This is a genomic window from Asanoa siamensis (assembly GCF_016862555.1).
Classification (GTDB): Bacteria; Actinomycetota; Actinomycetes; order Mycobacteriales; family Micromonosporaceae; genus Asanoa; species Asanoa siamensis.
Map to the genome: position 1 here is coordinate 1 of NZ_BONE01000046.1, position 14,209 is coordinate 14,209.

Sequence of the window (14,209 nt, forward strand, 5' to 3'; positions counted from 1 at the left end):
AGACGCAGCACGGCCAGCGAGTCCCCGCCGGCAGCGAAGAAGTTGTCGTCGTCGGCCGGCGGCGAGCCCAGCACGGCCATCCACGCCAAGGCAAGCGGGCCCGTTTCCGCGTGGCGCCGGGCTGCGGTCACGGGCTGCGGGTGCGGCGGCAACGCCGCCTGATCCACCTGTCCCGACGGGGTACGCGGGATGGCGGTGACCGGCACGAGGCGGTGCGGGACCGCCGCCGGCGGCAGGTCGCGGCGCAGGGCCCGGTCCAGCTGCGCGGGATCCGGGCAGCCGGCGACGTACAGGATCAGTTCCGGATCGGCGGCCGCGTCCCGTACGGTCGCTGTCGCCCAGGCGTCGGTGCACAGCCGGGTCGACCGGGCCGCCGCCTCGACGGCGTCGAGCTCGACACGGGTTCCGCGGATCTTGACCTGCCGGTCCGTCCGTCCAGTGATCACGAGTTGCCCGTCGTGGTCGAGCAGGGCCACATCTCCGGTGAGGTAGCCGCGGCGGCCGGGCGAGCAAGGGTCGTCGCGGAACCGTTGGCGGGTCAGCTCCGCGTCCTCGAGGTATCCAAGGGCGATGCCGGCGCCGGTGAGCAACAGGTGGCCGGGCACTCCCGGCGGTGCGGAAGCGGCGTTGTCGATGAGCACCCGGGCGCCGAGCCCGCGGATTGGCGCGCCGACCGGCACCGGTTCTGCGCCGCCGGTCACGGTGGCAACGGCGGCGGTGACGGTCGCCTCGGTGGGCCCGTAGATGTTGAAATGCCGCGCACCGGGCGCGGAGGCGAGGTCGGCACTTCGGCAATGGTCTCCGGCCGAGGCGAGCATCTGTAGGGCGGGCGCGCTGGCACCGGCCAGCAGGCGCACCATTGGTGCGGGCAGGAAGGCGTGGGTCACTCGCGCGCTCACTAGGGCGGAACTCAGGTCACTCGTGGCCGGGTCGACGTGAACGAGCGTCGCTCCCGCTGTCAACGTGCCGGCCACGTGGCAGATCCACGGGTCGACGACCGGGGGTGCGATCAGCAGGACTCTGCTGCCGGCGGAGATGTCGAATCGCTGCGCCTCTCCTTGGATCAGGTTCGATAACGCGGCACGGCTGACCACGACCCCCTTGGGGGTGCCGGTTGTGCCGGACGTGAAGATGATGTAGGCAGGGCTGCCCGGCCCGGCTGGCGAGCGATCCTGACCGGGTGATACGCGGAGACGGTCGACACCGGTGGCGGTGATGCGGGCGACGGCCCGGCATCGCCGTTCCATCGGTGCCGGATCGGTGCCAGTCGAGTCGTCGAACGGCACATAGACCGCGTTTACGGTCAGCGTCGCGAGGAAGGCAGCGATACGGTCGATCAAGGGTAGGGCGCCAACGCTGACGCAGTCGCCGGGCTTGGCGATGCCCCGCAGCGCCTGGATCATCTCCTCGGCGCGCTGGCGCAGCTGCCTCGCGGTGTAGGTCAGCCCGCAGTCCTCGACCACGACGGTTTCGGGGTGTTCCAGCAAGGTTGCCATCGCGGCGGCCTCGACGGCGCGGAACGGATACGGCCGGCTCGGGGTCGCGGTTCGCTCGACGGCTGCGCGTGCGTCGCCAGGTAAAAGGGTGTCGCTCTGCAGCGGTGTGGCGGGCGCGTCGACGAAGGCGCGAAGAAAGGCACCTATCGTAGCGCCGAGGGCGGGCAGGTGTTTGGCGAAAGAGCTGCCCGCCGGGGCGCGGACGACGAGGTCCAGACGCCCGTCCGGGTTCTGTGTCGCCACGGTGATGAGACCGCCGGCCTGGTCGGCGCTCGGCAGGTCGATGCGCCGGGCCGTGGCGTCGTTATCGGCGACGGCGGGGGCTTCCCGTCGCTGCACGACGAGCACCGCGGCGTCGGGCCCGGTGAGGGTGGCGGGTGCGCCCAGCTCGTCCAACAGCGTGGCGTCGACTGCGGCGTGCTCACGCAGTTCCAGCAGGCGTCGGGTGACCCGGCCGACGTGAACGCCGAGCGTGTCGGCCCAGTCGTGCTGGATCCGGACCGGCACCACGGTCGTCATCTGGCCGAACATGTCTAGCTGAATCGCAGTTCTGGTGTCGACCGCGACGAAGGTGGTGACGTCTCCGCGGCCCTGGTACCGGGCGAGCGCGTGGGCGTGGGCGGCCAGAAGGACGCCCGCCCGGGTCGCGCGCGCCCAGGCGGCGCCACGATCGATGTCGCTAAGCGTGATGCTGTCTAGGGTCGTGCGCCAGACCTGAGGATCGCTGCCATCGGCGGCGCCGCCGGTGGGGGTGAACCCCTCGAACTGGCGTGCCCAGTAGGAACGGGTGTGGTCGTCTACATCCGATGCAGCGGACAGCGCCGCCGAGTAGGCCGGCGGCTGCCGCAGCTCGGGCGGTGTCGCCGTCTCGCCGTGCCGGTACCGTGCGGCGACCGCGCGGTGCAGCAGAGCCATCGACTGGCCGTCAGCGACGATGTGATCAATTGTCTCGAAGACTGCCCACCTGTCGTCGCTCAGTCGCAAAACCTCCACGGCCGCGAGGGGGCCAGCGGCAGGATCGAAGCGGCGTCGCCGGTTACGGTCGACTTGATCCCGCAACCATTCGTTGGCGTCGGGGGTGGCTCGCGCGTCCACGTACCGCACCTCAACGCGCGGTGTTGTGCCCCGTGCCCAGCCGTGACGGGGGTGCCAGGTCAGGTACAGGGCGTCGTAGGTCGCCAACGTCATCCGGTAGGCCGCGCAGAGACGGTCGCTATCGAGGGCGCCAGTGACGGTGTACGCGTAGGCACAGTTGATGCCCTCGCCACCGGCGGCCCGGGACAGCAGCAGGCCGCGTTGAGCGGGATGCGCCGGCAGGAACGGCTCACCACCGGTGGTGGCGGAATTGTCGCCGGTCAGGCGCACCGGTGAGCCGGGTGCCGTCGTGTCAGCCATGGCCGGCGGTCTGTGATCGGGTGTGTAGGAACGTCGCGAGTGCACGCGCGGTGGGTTGGTCGAGGACGTCCAGGGCGGTGAGTCGCACACCGACGGCCTGCTGAACCGCCCCGGTAAGCCGGACGAGGTCAAGGCTGCTGAGACCAGCCAGGAACATGTCGTCGTCAACGCCGATCGGGGTTCCGGCGATGCCCGTACACAACGCCGCGATCTGTTCAGCGGTCAGGGCAGGTCCCGGCGCAGCCGCGGCGGCACCGGAACAGGTCGCGGACTCGGGTTCGGCTGCCGGCGGAGGTTGGCTGCCGGCGGCGCGGACGTCATCGCTCATCTGGGCTCCTGATCCGGGGGGAGCCCGGCGTACCGGGCGAGCGTTTCGAGGAACGAGCGGTTCATGCAACCTGCCGCCGCGTCGTCGAGAATTCCGTCGCGCCACAGCAGCCGCCCGTCGCCGGGCGTTTGGCGGGTCCCTGGCGCCAGAAAGCAGGCGAGGCCTGCCTTGGCCGGGCTATCCGGGGGAGGAACGGGACGCCACCGGACGGGACCGGCGGTGCGGTGCCCAGCCCGGGACTCGAAGGACAGCATGGCGTGGGGCTCGCCACCGAGGAGCGGGCGGAGCTGGGCGATGTCGGCGTGGGCTCGCGCGGCCGCGAACTGCAGGTCGTGCTGCCAGCGGCGGATGGTCTCGACTGTGCCGGCCGCGGGGCGGGCCGGCACCCACACCGTGTTGACGTAGCATCCGACGACGTCGTGGTCAGCGAGGTACGCGCGGCGTGAGACGGGAACCGCGACGGTCACGGCCGGGCTGCCGAAATGGTCGCGAAGGACGTCGCCGAAGGCGGCGCCGTAAACGGCCGCGACGGGAACCCGCGCGATGCGCGCCTGGCGGGCGCAGCCGTCGGTCACCTCGGGTGGGATGGCGAATCTGAGCAGAGCTGTCGGCTCCGCTCTGCGCACGGTGGCGGTGCTCGTCAGGGTGGCGTCCCGTAACGCGGTGGCGGCCTCCAGCGTGGCCCGCAGGCCGGCCGCACGTGCTTGTTCGCTGATGGTCGTCTGTGCCCAGCATCTGTAGCGCGGGTCGTGGCCGGTCGGGACCGGCTGTCCGGCCGCCCGGCGGAAGATCTCGTTCCAGAGTAGGTCGACGGCGTGTTCGTCGACGAACAGGTGGTGCGTGACGAGGGCGCAGACCCCGCTGTCCTGGCCGCGGCGAAAGAAGATGATGGTGGTGTGCGGCCGCGCGGCCCGCTCGAGGACCTGGACGTAGCGGTGTCGCTCCCGCCGGAGCCGTTTCTGGATCGCCGTGGCGGTGTGCTCGGGATCCGCCGCGCGTAGATCCAGGTTCTCCGTGGCGAGGACGTCGCTGTCTTCGACGGTGACGATGATGTCCCCGGCGGGGCTGACGGCGGGTTGCCAGGCGAACACCTCGTGGCGGGTGATGGTGGCCCGTGCTGCCTGCGGCAGTTCCTCCCACCTCGGCACTCCGGATACCTCGACCGCGCTGACGACGGTGTAGGTGGCGGGATCCGGCGCCCAGGTCTCCGCGGCGAGGATCCCCAGCTGAGGTGCAGACAACGCCGGCTCCGGGACGCTGTCCGGTGCGGGCCGAGGCAGAGCCGGGCTACCGGGCACTGGCGTCACCCTCCGACGTCCCGGCGCCGTCGATCGCCGCGGCGATGGCGGCGATCGTCGGGTGCTCCATCAGGTGCTGGACCGTCAGTTCGGCGTCGAGATCCTCCCGGATCCGGGCGGACAGGAAGGCGAGCAGCAACGAGTTGCCACCGGCGTCAAAGAAGTCCTCGAACACTCCGATCTCGTCGCGGTGCAGCAGATCCACCCAAATTTCGTGGACGGCTCCCTCCGTCGGGGTTCGCGGCGGCGCCGGGACGGCACCAGCGGCGGCATCGCTCACCAAGTCGTGGTGTCCCAGACTGGCCGCGGAGACCGGCAGCATGGCGGCCAGGTCGGCGATCCGCCGGCCGGCGCCGTTGGCGGCCGCGGCGAGCAACTGCTGGTAGGCGGTGGCCAGCGCGGTGGCGCTGGACTCGTCGAACAGGTCGGATCGGTAGATCAGCCGGCCGCCGAGGCCGCCGGAACAGTCGTCCTCCCACACGTGCCATTCCAGTTCGTAGCGGATGTCGACGCGGGTGATGGGGAAAGCGCGGATCTCGGCTCCCGGCAGGACGATGTCCTGGTACGGCAGGTTGGCGAACGCAAGCGAGGTCTGCTGGAGCACCGTCGCCCCGCCCACGCGTTCGACGACGCGCTGGAACGGCACCGCGTGGTGCTCGTACCCGTCCAACGCGGTGTCACGGACCTGATCCATCAGGCTCTCGAACGTCATGGCGGCGGCGACTTGTGACCGCAGGGCGAGCACGTTGACGAAGAAGCCGATCAACGGCTCGAACGCCGTGTCGGGGCGGCCGCCGTACGGGACGCTGATGACGATGTCGGGCTGCCCGCTGACATGGTGCATCAGCGCAACCAGTGCGGCCTGCAGCACCATGAACGTGGTCGCCCTGCGGGTCCGCGCGCGTGCCTCGAGCCGGACCCTGTTTGTTGCCGGGATCCGCAACGGGACTTCCGCGCCGCGAGGCTGCGCCGCCGGGACCGCAGGATGGTCGTGCCGTAGTCCGGATAGGGTTGCGATTCCCGCGAGCTGACGCTGCCAGTACGTCAGGTGATCCTGCTCGGTCGCCGCGTCGGCCTGCTCCTGCGCTAGGACGAAGTCGCCGTAGCCGGCGTCGAGGGCGGGTAGCTCTGAATCCCGCCCGGCGTACAGCAACGACAGGTCCCGGGCGAAGACGCTCTTCGACCATCCGTCGCAGTAGAGGTGGTGCATGATCCAGAAGAACACGTGCCGCCGCGGTGCCAGGATCACCAGGACGAACCGCAGGCCGTGCTCGGTGTACAGATCGAACGGACGTGCCGCCTCCCTGTCCAACAGGGAACGGGCAGCGTTGTCGCGCTCTGCTTCGGGCAGCTCCTGCAGATCGTGCACTGCTATCAAGGCGGGCTGCGGCTCGTCGACCACCTGGGCGAGGGTGGGCCCGTCGTGGACGAGCCTGGAGCGCAGGACGTCGTGCCGCCGGATGAGCTCGCTAAGGCCTCGCCGTAGCGAGGCGACGTCGAGGTCGCCGATGATCTCGATCGCGGCGGGCACGTTGAAGATCGGGCTGTCGCCGGCCCTTTGCTGCTGCATCGCGATTCCGAGCTGCCCCGCGGACAGGCTCCGGACCTGGCCGGCCGTAGCGGTGTTCGTGTCCGTGCCAGGGCGGTTCGCCGCAGTGGGTGTAGGGGTCATCGGACGGTCTCCGCGTCCGGTGCTGGCGCGCCGGCGGCGCCGCCCACCAGGCTCACCGCGTGTGGAGTGGCTTCGGGTCGAAGGTGCGACGCGAACGCGACCAACTCGGAGGTGGCAAAGATGAGGCGGAGCGGAATCTCGCAGCCGAGGCGGACCCGAAGCCGCGTGATGACCCGCGCGGCGGTGAGCGAGTTCCCGCCGATCTCGAAGAAGTCGTCCCCGGCGGAGACCGGCCGGCCCAGAACCTCCTTCCACACCTCGGCGACGACGGTCACCACGGGATCGTCATCGATGCCGACTTCTTGCGGGAGGCGTCGCACGTGGGCTCGCAGAGCGTCAGTGACCCGAGGGCGGTCGGCCTTGCCGCTGGAGGTGTGCGCTATCTGCGTGAGGATCAGAAGCAGGGCGGGGAGGTGGTGATCGGGTAGTTCTCGCAGATGCTCGAGGAGTTGCCCGGTCGTCACCGGGCGAGGCAAGGACGGCGGTGAGACGGTCGTGCGCGCCCGGGGGAGTGGCTGCTGTGCGTAGCCAGGGCGGCGGGCGTACACGTAGTGCATGTCCGTACCGGCGAACATGGTGTCCTGCGCGGTAGAGACGTGGAATCCGCGCTGCCGAAGAAGCGCGACCGTGCGTGCGAGTCGCCCGCCGAGATCACGGACTTCGGCCACGACCTGGGCGATGCGTGGCCAGTCCGCGTCGTCGATGCCGGCGAGAAGAGCAAGCTCCGAGTCCTGCACGTCGATCTTCAGCAGGTCGACGTGATCGACGGCCTCCGCGGTGAGCATGTCGGACAGCCGGGTCACTGTGCAGGGGAACTTCTGCGGCACGAGCTTCGCCTCGGCCAGCTCCCCGGTCACCTCGCGCAGCTCGCCGGTTACCTCTCCGGCCGCCACCTGATTCCCGATGATGGAGGAGATGGTGCGCGCCTCGTGGTCGGGGTCGGCGTGGATCGAGCTCATGCCGACGCTGTGCGGGTAGAACGTCAGCGTCGCCGTGCCGCGGTGGTCTCCGAGCGCCACCTCGCGGACTACCGCGTTGGTACATCCGTTGGCGGCGAGGTTGATCCGCAACGTCTCGGCGGCCGGGCCCGCTGGCTCGACGGCGATGATCCGGCCGTGTGGTGCCCGCCGAGCGGCGAAGAGGGTGAACAGGCCGATGTTGGCGCCGGCGTCGATGACGCACGCGTCAGGGGGTAGGACGATCCCGTGCTGAAGGTAGACCGCACGCGTGAAGATCTCGGCGAACATGAAGTCGGTCTCTGGCGGATTGAGGTCGAGCACGCGGGGACCGTCGGGCAGCTCCCGCAGCCGTTGGAGCACCGCGGCGTCCAGGTGCCCGGGCCGTAGCTGGACGGCGGCCGCCACCTGTACCTCGGTGTCACCGATGTCGACCACGACCGCCTCCGCGACGGCTGGATGTTGGCTCAGCACTCGTTCGACCTCGGTCAAGTCGACCCGGTGGCCACGGACTTTGACCTGGGCGTCGCGCCGGCCGGCGTACTGCAGGCTTTGCCCGTCGTACCGGCCCAGGTCCCCCGTGCGGTACGTGCGTGTGTTCGCGGCCGACACCGGGAACGCCGCCGCGGTGCGGCCGGGATCGCCGGCGTATCCACGGGCGAGGCCAGGACCGGTGACGACGATTTCCCCGATGCCGCCGGGCGGGACCGGCGCCCCGGCCGGTCCGGCTAGCGTGAGGGCCGTCTCCGGGATCGGCTGCCCGATCGGCACGACCGCCCGCTGGGCGTCGGCAGCGGTGACCGCGTGGACCGAGACGATGCCGGTGGTCTCGGTCTGTCCGTACATGTTGAAGAACCGGCACCCCGCCGGCGCGAGTGGGTGCCAGCGGCGCACCAGTTCGCCGGGCAGCCGTTCGCTGGCGGTCAACAAGAGCCGAAGGTGCGGGCCGAAGCCGCCAGCCGCCTCGGCCGCGTCGAGCAGGCCTGCCAGCAATGACGGGATGACGTCGACGACGGTCACCTTGCTGGTCCCAAGCCGCCTCAGGAGCTGTGCGGGGTCGCGCCGTTCCGCAGAAGCGGCGAGCACCACCCGGGCACCACGGGACAGCGGCAGGAACAGCTGCCGGACCGAGGAGGAGAACGCGAACGACGCGAAGTGCAGGTAGGCGTCGTTGGAGGTGATGCCGCCGATCGTCTCGTTCAGCGCGCGGACGTTGTAGCACATGTTGCGATGGCCGACTTCGACGATTTTCGCGGCCCCGGTGCTGCCGGATGTAGGCATGAGATAGGCCGGGAGGTCGACCGCGCCTTGGAGAAGCGCAGGCCCCGCTTGAGGCGCGGTGCCGTGGGGATCGATCGTGGTCCGGTGGATTGTCTGGGCCCACTCCGGTGCCGGTCCTGCGGAGAGCAGCAGGGTTGGTGTGATCCGTGCTAGGACCTCGGCGCAGGTCGCGGGAGCGTCAAAGTCCAGCGGCAGGTAGGTGCAGCCGGCCTGCAGCACGCCCAGGATCGCGACGACGGTCTCCGCGGTACGGACCGCCTCGACGGCGACGATGTCCCCGGGCGCCGACCATCGGCTGATGCGGGTCGCTGCGGCGGCTGCGGCGTCGTGCAGCTGCCGGTAGGTCAGCGTGCGGACCGGGCTCTCCACGGCCACGGCGTCGGGAGTCCGCGACGCCCAGGCACGTACCACCTCGGAGATGTGCGGGTTGTCGGTGGTCACGCCGCCACCTGCTTCACGTCGGCCAGGCTCACCGGGGTTCCCATGGCCACCAGGACTTCCCGGTCTCCGGTGAACGGGGTTCGCCCGTGCGCCGACAACATGTTGTCGATGATCATCACGTCGCCGGCCTCCCAGACGAACGAGATCGTCTCCTGCTCGTACGCCTCGCGGATGGCTCGGAGCGCGGCGGGCGCCAGCGGTGTCCCGTCACCGGCGCGGGCGTCCATTGGCAGTTCGTCGCCGAATAGTTCGCGCAGCGCGGCCTCGGGCTCGGGGCCGGAGTTGGAGGGATGCCACTGGTGTGCCTGGTTGAACCACACCTTGTCGCCGGTCAGCGGATGGAGCACCGCGGTGGGGCGCACCTGACGGGTGATTAATGTGCCGTCCGGCAGCCAGGTGGCATCGATGTCGGCGGCCCGGCAGTAGACATCCACCGCGTGCCGGTCGGTGGTGCCGAAGACCGTCGGCCAGGACAGGCCGAAACCTTTGTCAGGCGGCATTCGCCGGCGGTACTGGATCGTGTCCGGCAGCAGGCCGCGTGCGGCGAGCCGCTGGTACAGGCGCCGGCTGTCGGCGATCGGTGTGCGCCCGCCGTCGGTGGCAGGTAGCCGGCAGAAGAACGCGACCCGCGCCGGCCACCGGTGGCTGTAAGACAGCTCGTTGTGCATCGATACGGTGAGGTCAGCCGCGTACTCGGTCGAGGTGTAGACACCCTCGCTGCGAGCGACCCGCGGTGACGCGCCTTCGACGTACTGCATCAGTGGTCCCAGCGGGACCGTCGCGAGATCGTGAAATTGCTCTGCGCTGGTGACGTCGAAGCCGCGGAGCAGGATGGCGCCAGGCCCAGCGAGAGCCTCGTCGACGTGTCCGGCGTGGCCCTCCAGCCATGTCCTCAGGTCGGTGCCTCGGTGCGGGGCGTTCACCAGGTGCGGAAAGTTCATGGCCGGGGTGCCTCCTTGGTGATCAGATCACGGTGGAGCGTGTCGACGGTCGGGGCCCGGAACAGCGCCGTGAGCGGCACCGTCCGGCCGGTGCACTGCGCGATGCGATCGGCGAGGGCCAGAGCTTGCGCGACGGTGCCTCCGTGCCGGAAGAAGTCGCTGTCGGGGGCGAGGTCTTTTTGCGCCTCGCTGCGGAGGAGCTCGAGCAGAAGCCGCGGCAGGTCCTCGGGCGTCCCAAGTTCCCCGGTCGGGGCCGAAGCACCTGTGGTCCAGCTCGTGCCATCTTCGTGCGCTGCGCCGGCCGCCGCCGAAGCGTGCCTGCCGGTGAGCGCGGCTACCGAGCTGTAGTCGGTCTTGCCGTTCGGGGTGGTAGGTAACGTGTCCAAGACGAGCAGCGGCGCCGGCACCGCCACCCGCGGGAGGTGGTTCGCGGCGTGCCGCCGAACTGCGGCGGTGAGCGTCGCGTGGTCGCTGGATCCGGAGGCGGTGATCGCGGCGGACAGCCGCGCGCGGCCTGACGGGTCGCTGCTGGCCACGACCGCTGCCGCGCTGACATCGGGATGGGAGCTCAGGACCGCCTCGACCTCGGCGAGCTCGACCCGGTGGCCGTTGACCTTGACCTGACGGTCCCGGCGGCCGAGGAACTCCAAGACGCCGTCGGCACGCTGCCGGACACGGTCGCCGGTGCGGTAGAAACGTTCAGCACCGTCGAAGCCGAACGGGCTCCGGCCGCCTGACGAGTCCTGGCAGTAGCCGTCCGCGACGCCGGCGCCGCCGATGATGAGTTCGCCCGGCACTCCGGGGAACACGGGGCGGCCGTGGTCACCGACGACCTGCACGGATGTGCGGCTGATCGGTGTGCCGATCGGCACCGGATCTGGCACCGGTGCGGTGAGCGCGTGTGTCGTGGACCAGATCGTCGTTTCCGTTGGCCCGTACATGTTGCGGACCCGCGCTCCTGCGGCGAGCAGCCGTTCGGCCAGATCCGTGGGGAAGGGCTCGCCGCCCACGAGCAGGAGTCGGTCACGCAGCCGCCCATCCGCAGCGGCCGCCACGTGCTGCCACAGCGTCGGAGTGCCCTGCGCCACGGTGATGCCGCGACCGGCGATGACATCGAGCACCTCGTTCGCGTCCAGCAGCGTGCTGTCGGCAACGGAGGTCACCCGGGCGCCGACGGTCAGTGGGGCCCACAGTTCGAGGGCGGAGATGTCGAAGGTGACCGAGGTGGACCAGAGCACGTGATCCGAAGCGCTGATCGGCAGTCGCCCGGTCATGTCGGTGATCAGGTTCGACAGTGAGTTGTGCGTGATCAGGACGCCTTTGGGCTCGCCGGTGGAACCGGAGGTGAACAGCACATAGGCCCGCCTGTTGACGACCGGCGCCTGGCCCGGGGCGCCGCCGGCGCCCTCGGCATCGATCACCGGCCAACCTGCCACGGCCGGTGCGCTGCCGCCGGTACGGAGGATGACCGTGGCGCCGGAACGGTCGAGTTGCGTGATCAGCCGGCCCGCCGGCATCCGTTCCCCGACCGGAAGGTATGCGGCACCAGCCAGCCAGACGCCGAGCAAACCCGCCGCCAGCATGGCGCCGCGGGGCCCGGTGACGGCAACCACGCCACCCGGTCGGACGCCTGCGTCGACCAAGCGGCGGCAGATCCCGGCCGCGGCGCTGGCCAGGCCTTCGTACGTAAGAGTGTCGACGGCGAGGGAGTCCGGAGTACGGCGAGTCTGGTCGAGCACGAGTTTCGCCACCGGTTCCGGTGGGACGTCCGTGATAGCTGTCCTACCTTCTCGGCCGCATCCCGGGGATCGCCGCGGGGCGACGTGGGACTGGTCGGATGCGGTGAGCAAGGGGATGACGGGGGAGGTACGCGGGCCGGCGTGGTGCAGCAGGTGCTCGTAGCGTGCCAGGAACGCCGCGATGTCGGCGGCCTCGTGCACCGCCGGATTGAAGGAGGCTTCGAGATCCATTCCAGCGGCGTGGATCGATACGAGCACGTGAAGGTCCTCGGTGGCGGCCGGCGCCGTGGTGGCCACAGACGTGACAGGTTGTCCCTGGAGGGTGACCGAGTCCAGTGGACCGCCGGGAGAGTGCACGTCCAGGATGTGCCGGAACAGCAGATTCGGCCACCTGACCGCGGCGCTGGGGCAACCGGGGCCGCACGAGACGGCGGCCGCCGCGGACTCGAGCGAGGATTCGGTGGCCGAGAGCAGGCTTGCGAACGTGGCCTGCGCGGTGACCTGCAATCGTACCGTCGCCCCCCGCCCGGTGCCGGTGCGGCACAGTTGGTCGGGTAAGCCGACGGCAATGTCGGAGCCGGCGCCGTGCTGGGCCAGCAGCATGGCGTACAGCGTCAGAAGGGCCGCCGGAGGTTTGACACCGTACCGATGGGCGATGGCATCCAGGGCTCTGCTGCCGGACGGACCGAGCCGACGCCGGAGCATTCGGCGTTCGAACCCGGACCGGCGGGACGGGGTGCGGGCAGTGCCCATCGGCGGGTGATCCGGTACCGGGTCGACGACGCACAGGTGATCCGGCGGCGTATCCACGGCTGCAGCGGGACGCTGCGCGGCAAGCCGGCGCCCTGCAGCAAGGGCGTCGTACGTCGTGAGCAACTCAGCGAGAAGGCGGCCGGGGTCGAGCGGTCCGGACGCCAGCTGATGAGTAACCAGGACAACCACCGTTCGCGCAGGCGCGCGCAGCAGCGCGAGGCGCAGCAGCAGGTCGCCGGCCTCGAAGCGGCGGTTGCCCAGCTCGGCGACGAGGACGGGGACTGCGTCGGTCGATGGCACCGACGTTCCCCCGGGGCTGTCATGCCCGCCGGTGCCAGTCCTGGCGGGATCGCTGCTGCCGAGGGTCATCTCGATGGCTGTGACGCGCGACGATTCCGGCAACTCGGTGACGTAGGTTCCGGCGGCCCGCGGTCCCGCGCCGAACGTCCGGCGCAAACGGGGATAGCGCGTCAGGAGCGTGTCCATTGCCTGGCCGGCAACGTCCGCCCGCATTGTGACGGGTGTGGAAGCCGCCGCCATGCGGTTGCCGACACCACGACGGGAAGCGAGCTCGTGCAGCACCCAGTGCGCGAGATCGTCATCGCTGGCGGCGGATGCCGGATCGCGCGGTCTCACCGCGCCGCCAGCCGGTGGACGGCATGGAGCAGGACCTGCGCTCCAGTGACCAGGTCCTGATCATGACTGTTCTCATCCGGGACGTGGCTGACACCACCGATGCTGGGGACGAAGATCATCGCGGCCGGGGTAACCGTGGCCATGATCTGGGCGTCGTGGCCGGCGCCGCTGTTCATGTCCCGTGCCCGAAGCCCCAGGTCGGCCGCGGCGGCTCTGATGGCTCTGCGCAGGGTCGGAGCCATGACCGCAGGGCGCGAGCCGACCGCCAGAGTGCAACGGTGGCTGATGCCGTACCGGCGGTCGAGGGCGTGCAGGTATGCGCGGACGGCCTCGTCTGCGGCGTCCAGCCGGCCGGGGTCGGTGGCGCGCAGGTCGACGGTGAGCCGGGCTCGGCCGGGCACGGTGTTGGCGGAGTTCGGTTCCACCTCGATCCGCCCCACGGTGGCGACCTGGCAGGTTCGGCCGTCGTCCGGCAGTTGGTGTACGAACATGGTCAGGTCCGCGGCGGCGACGAGAGGATCGCGGCGGCTTCGCATCGGGGTGGTGCCGGCGTGTGCGGCGACACCGAGCAGGTCGACGGACAGCACGGTGCGCCCGACGATGGCGTCGACGACGCCGATCTGGGCGCCTTCGCCAGCCAGGACTGGGCCTTGCTCGATATGCAGTTCGAGGTAGCCTGCCAGCGCAGAGGCGGGCCAGGCCGCCGAGGCGAGGTTCGCCAGGTCGCCCCCGGCGCGTTGCAGGGCCGGCGATAGTGGGTTGCCGTGGTAGTCGGTCGGGGCTGCGGGCAGGTCGCCGATCATGCCGGCGAGCACCATGGATCCCCAGAAGGGCTGCGGGAACAGCGCTCCCTCCTCGTTGGCGAAGGCCGCGACCACGACATCGGTGTGCAGGTCAGTGTCGTGTTCGGTGAGGGTGAGCAGGACCTCGACCGCGGCCAGCACCCCGTACGCGCCGTCGAGCCACCCGCCGTTGACGACGGTGTCGAGGTGAGATCCGAGGAGAAGTGCCGGCCGGGTGGGCGGCGCGGCGTTGTGGGAGATCAGCAGATTCCCGCCGGCGTCGATCCGTGCGTCGAGCCCTCGCGAGCGGGCGATCTCGGCGACGAAGTCGTTGGCGCGTGATGCGCCCGGGCTGAAGCCCGGGCGGGTGATGCCGCCGGCGGGATCTCTGCCGATCTCGGCGAGCCGGCGAAGGTGGTGGAGCAGCCGTCCCGCGTCGACGCTGAGAAGGTCTGTGCCTGTTGTCGAAGTCATCAGGTTGCCTTTCGCCG

General features: G+C 70.5%; 8 protein-coding genes. All 8 read right to left on the bottom strand.

Annotation, left to right across the window (positions count from 1 at the left end; translation table 11 throughout):
- The coding region (locus Asi02nite_RS25660) for an AMP-binding protein (protein WP_203716479.1) at nucleotides 1-2,891 on the bottom strand (2,891 nt) is incomplete at its 3' end.
- On the bottom strand, nucleotides 2,884-3,219 hold the full coding sequence (locus Asi02nite_RS25665) for an acyl carrier protein (RefSeq protein ID WP_203716480.1): 336 nt from the start codon (nucleotides 3,217-3,219) through the stop codon (nucleotides 2,884-2,886). The genes Asi02nite_RS25660 and Asi02nite_RS25665, both read right to left, overlap by 8 nt.
- Nucleotides 3,216-4,460 carry a condensation domain-containing protein gene (locus Asi02nite_RS25670; protein ID WP_203716481.1) on the bottom strand — a complete coding sequence of 415 codons (1,245 nt, stop codon included), beginning with the start codon at nucleotides 4,458-4,460 and terminating at the stop codon, nucleotides 3,216-3,218. Before Asi02nite_RS25670 ends, Asi02nite_RS25665 begins: the two co-directional genes overlap by 4 nt.
- Before the next feature lie 46 nt (nucleotides 4,461-4,506).
- Entirely contained in the window at nucleotides 4,507-6,189 is a 1,683-nt protein-coding gene (locus Asi02nite_RS25675; RefSeq protein ID WP_275410387.1) for a condensation domain-containing protein, read from the bottom strand.
- Nucleotides 6,186-8,867 (bottom strand): amino acid adenylation domain-containing protein, encoded by a 2,682-nt coding sequence (locus tag Asi02nite_RS25680; RefSeq protein WP_203716483.1) that lies wholly within the window; start codon nucleotides 8,865-8,867, stop codon nucleotides 6,186-6,188. The genes Asi02nite_RS25675 and Asi02nite_RS25680 overlap by 4 nt, the downstream gene beginning before the upstream one ends.
- Entirely contained in the window at nucleotides 8,864-9,808 is a 945-nt protein-coding gene (locus Asi02nite_RS25685; RefSeq protein ID WP_203716484.1) for a TauD/TfdA family dioxygenase, read from the bottom strand. Before Asi02nite_RS25685 ends, Asi02nite_RS25680 begins: the two co-directional genes overlap by 4 nt.
- Entirely contained in the window at nucleotides 9,805-12,936 is a 3,132-nt protein-coding gene (locus tag Asi02nite_RS25690) for an amino acid adenylation domain-containing protein (protein WP_203716485.1), read from the bottom strand. The genes Asi02nite_RS25685 and Asi02nite_RS25690 overlap by 4 nt, the downstream gene beginning before the upstream one ends.
- Entirely contained in the window at nucleotides 12,933-14,192 is a 1,260-nt protein-coding gene (locus Asi02nite_RS25695) for a Zn-dependent hydrolase (protein ID WP_203716486.1), read from the bottom strand. Before Asi02nite_RS25695 ends, Asi02nite_RS25690 begins: the two co-directional genes overlap by 4 nt.
- Between the last annotated feature and the right edge of the window lie 17 nt (nucleotides 14,193-14,209).

What these genes read in the sequence shown, in the direction of transcription:
- Asi02nite_RS25665 (WP_203716480.1), bottom strand. Translation starts at nt 3,219, where the DNA reads ATGAGCGATGACGTCCGCGCCGCCGGCAGCCAACCTCCGCCGGCAGCC.
- Asi02nite_RS25675 (WP_275410387.1), bottom strand. Translation starts at nt 6,189, where the DNA reads ATGACCCCTACACCCACTGCGGCGAACCGCCCTGGCACGGACACGAAC.
- Asi02nite_RS25685 (WP_203716484.1), bottom strand. Translation starts at nt 9,808, where the DNA reads ATGAACTTTCCGCACCTGGTGAACGCCCCGCACCGAGGCACCGACCTG.
- Asi02nite_RS25695 (WP_203716486.1), bottom strand. Translation starts at nt 14,192, where the DNA reads ATGACTTCGACAACAGGCACAGACCTTCTCAGCGTCGACGCGGGACGG.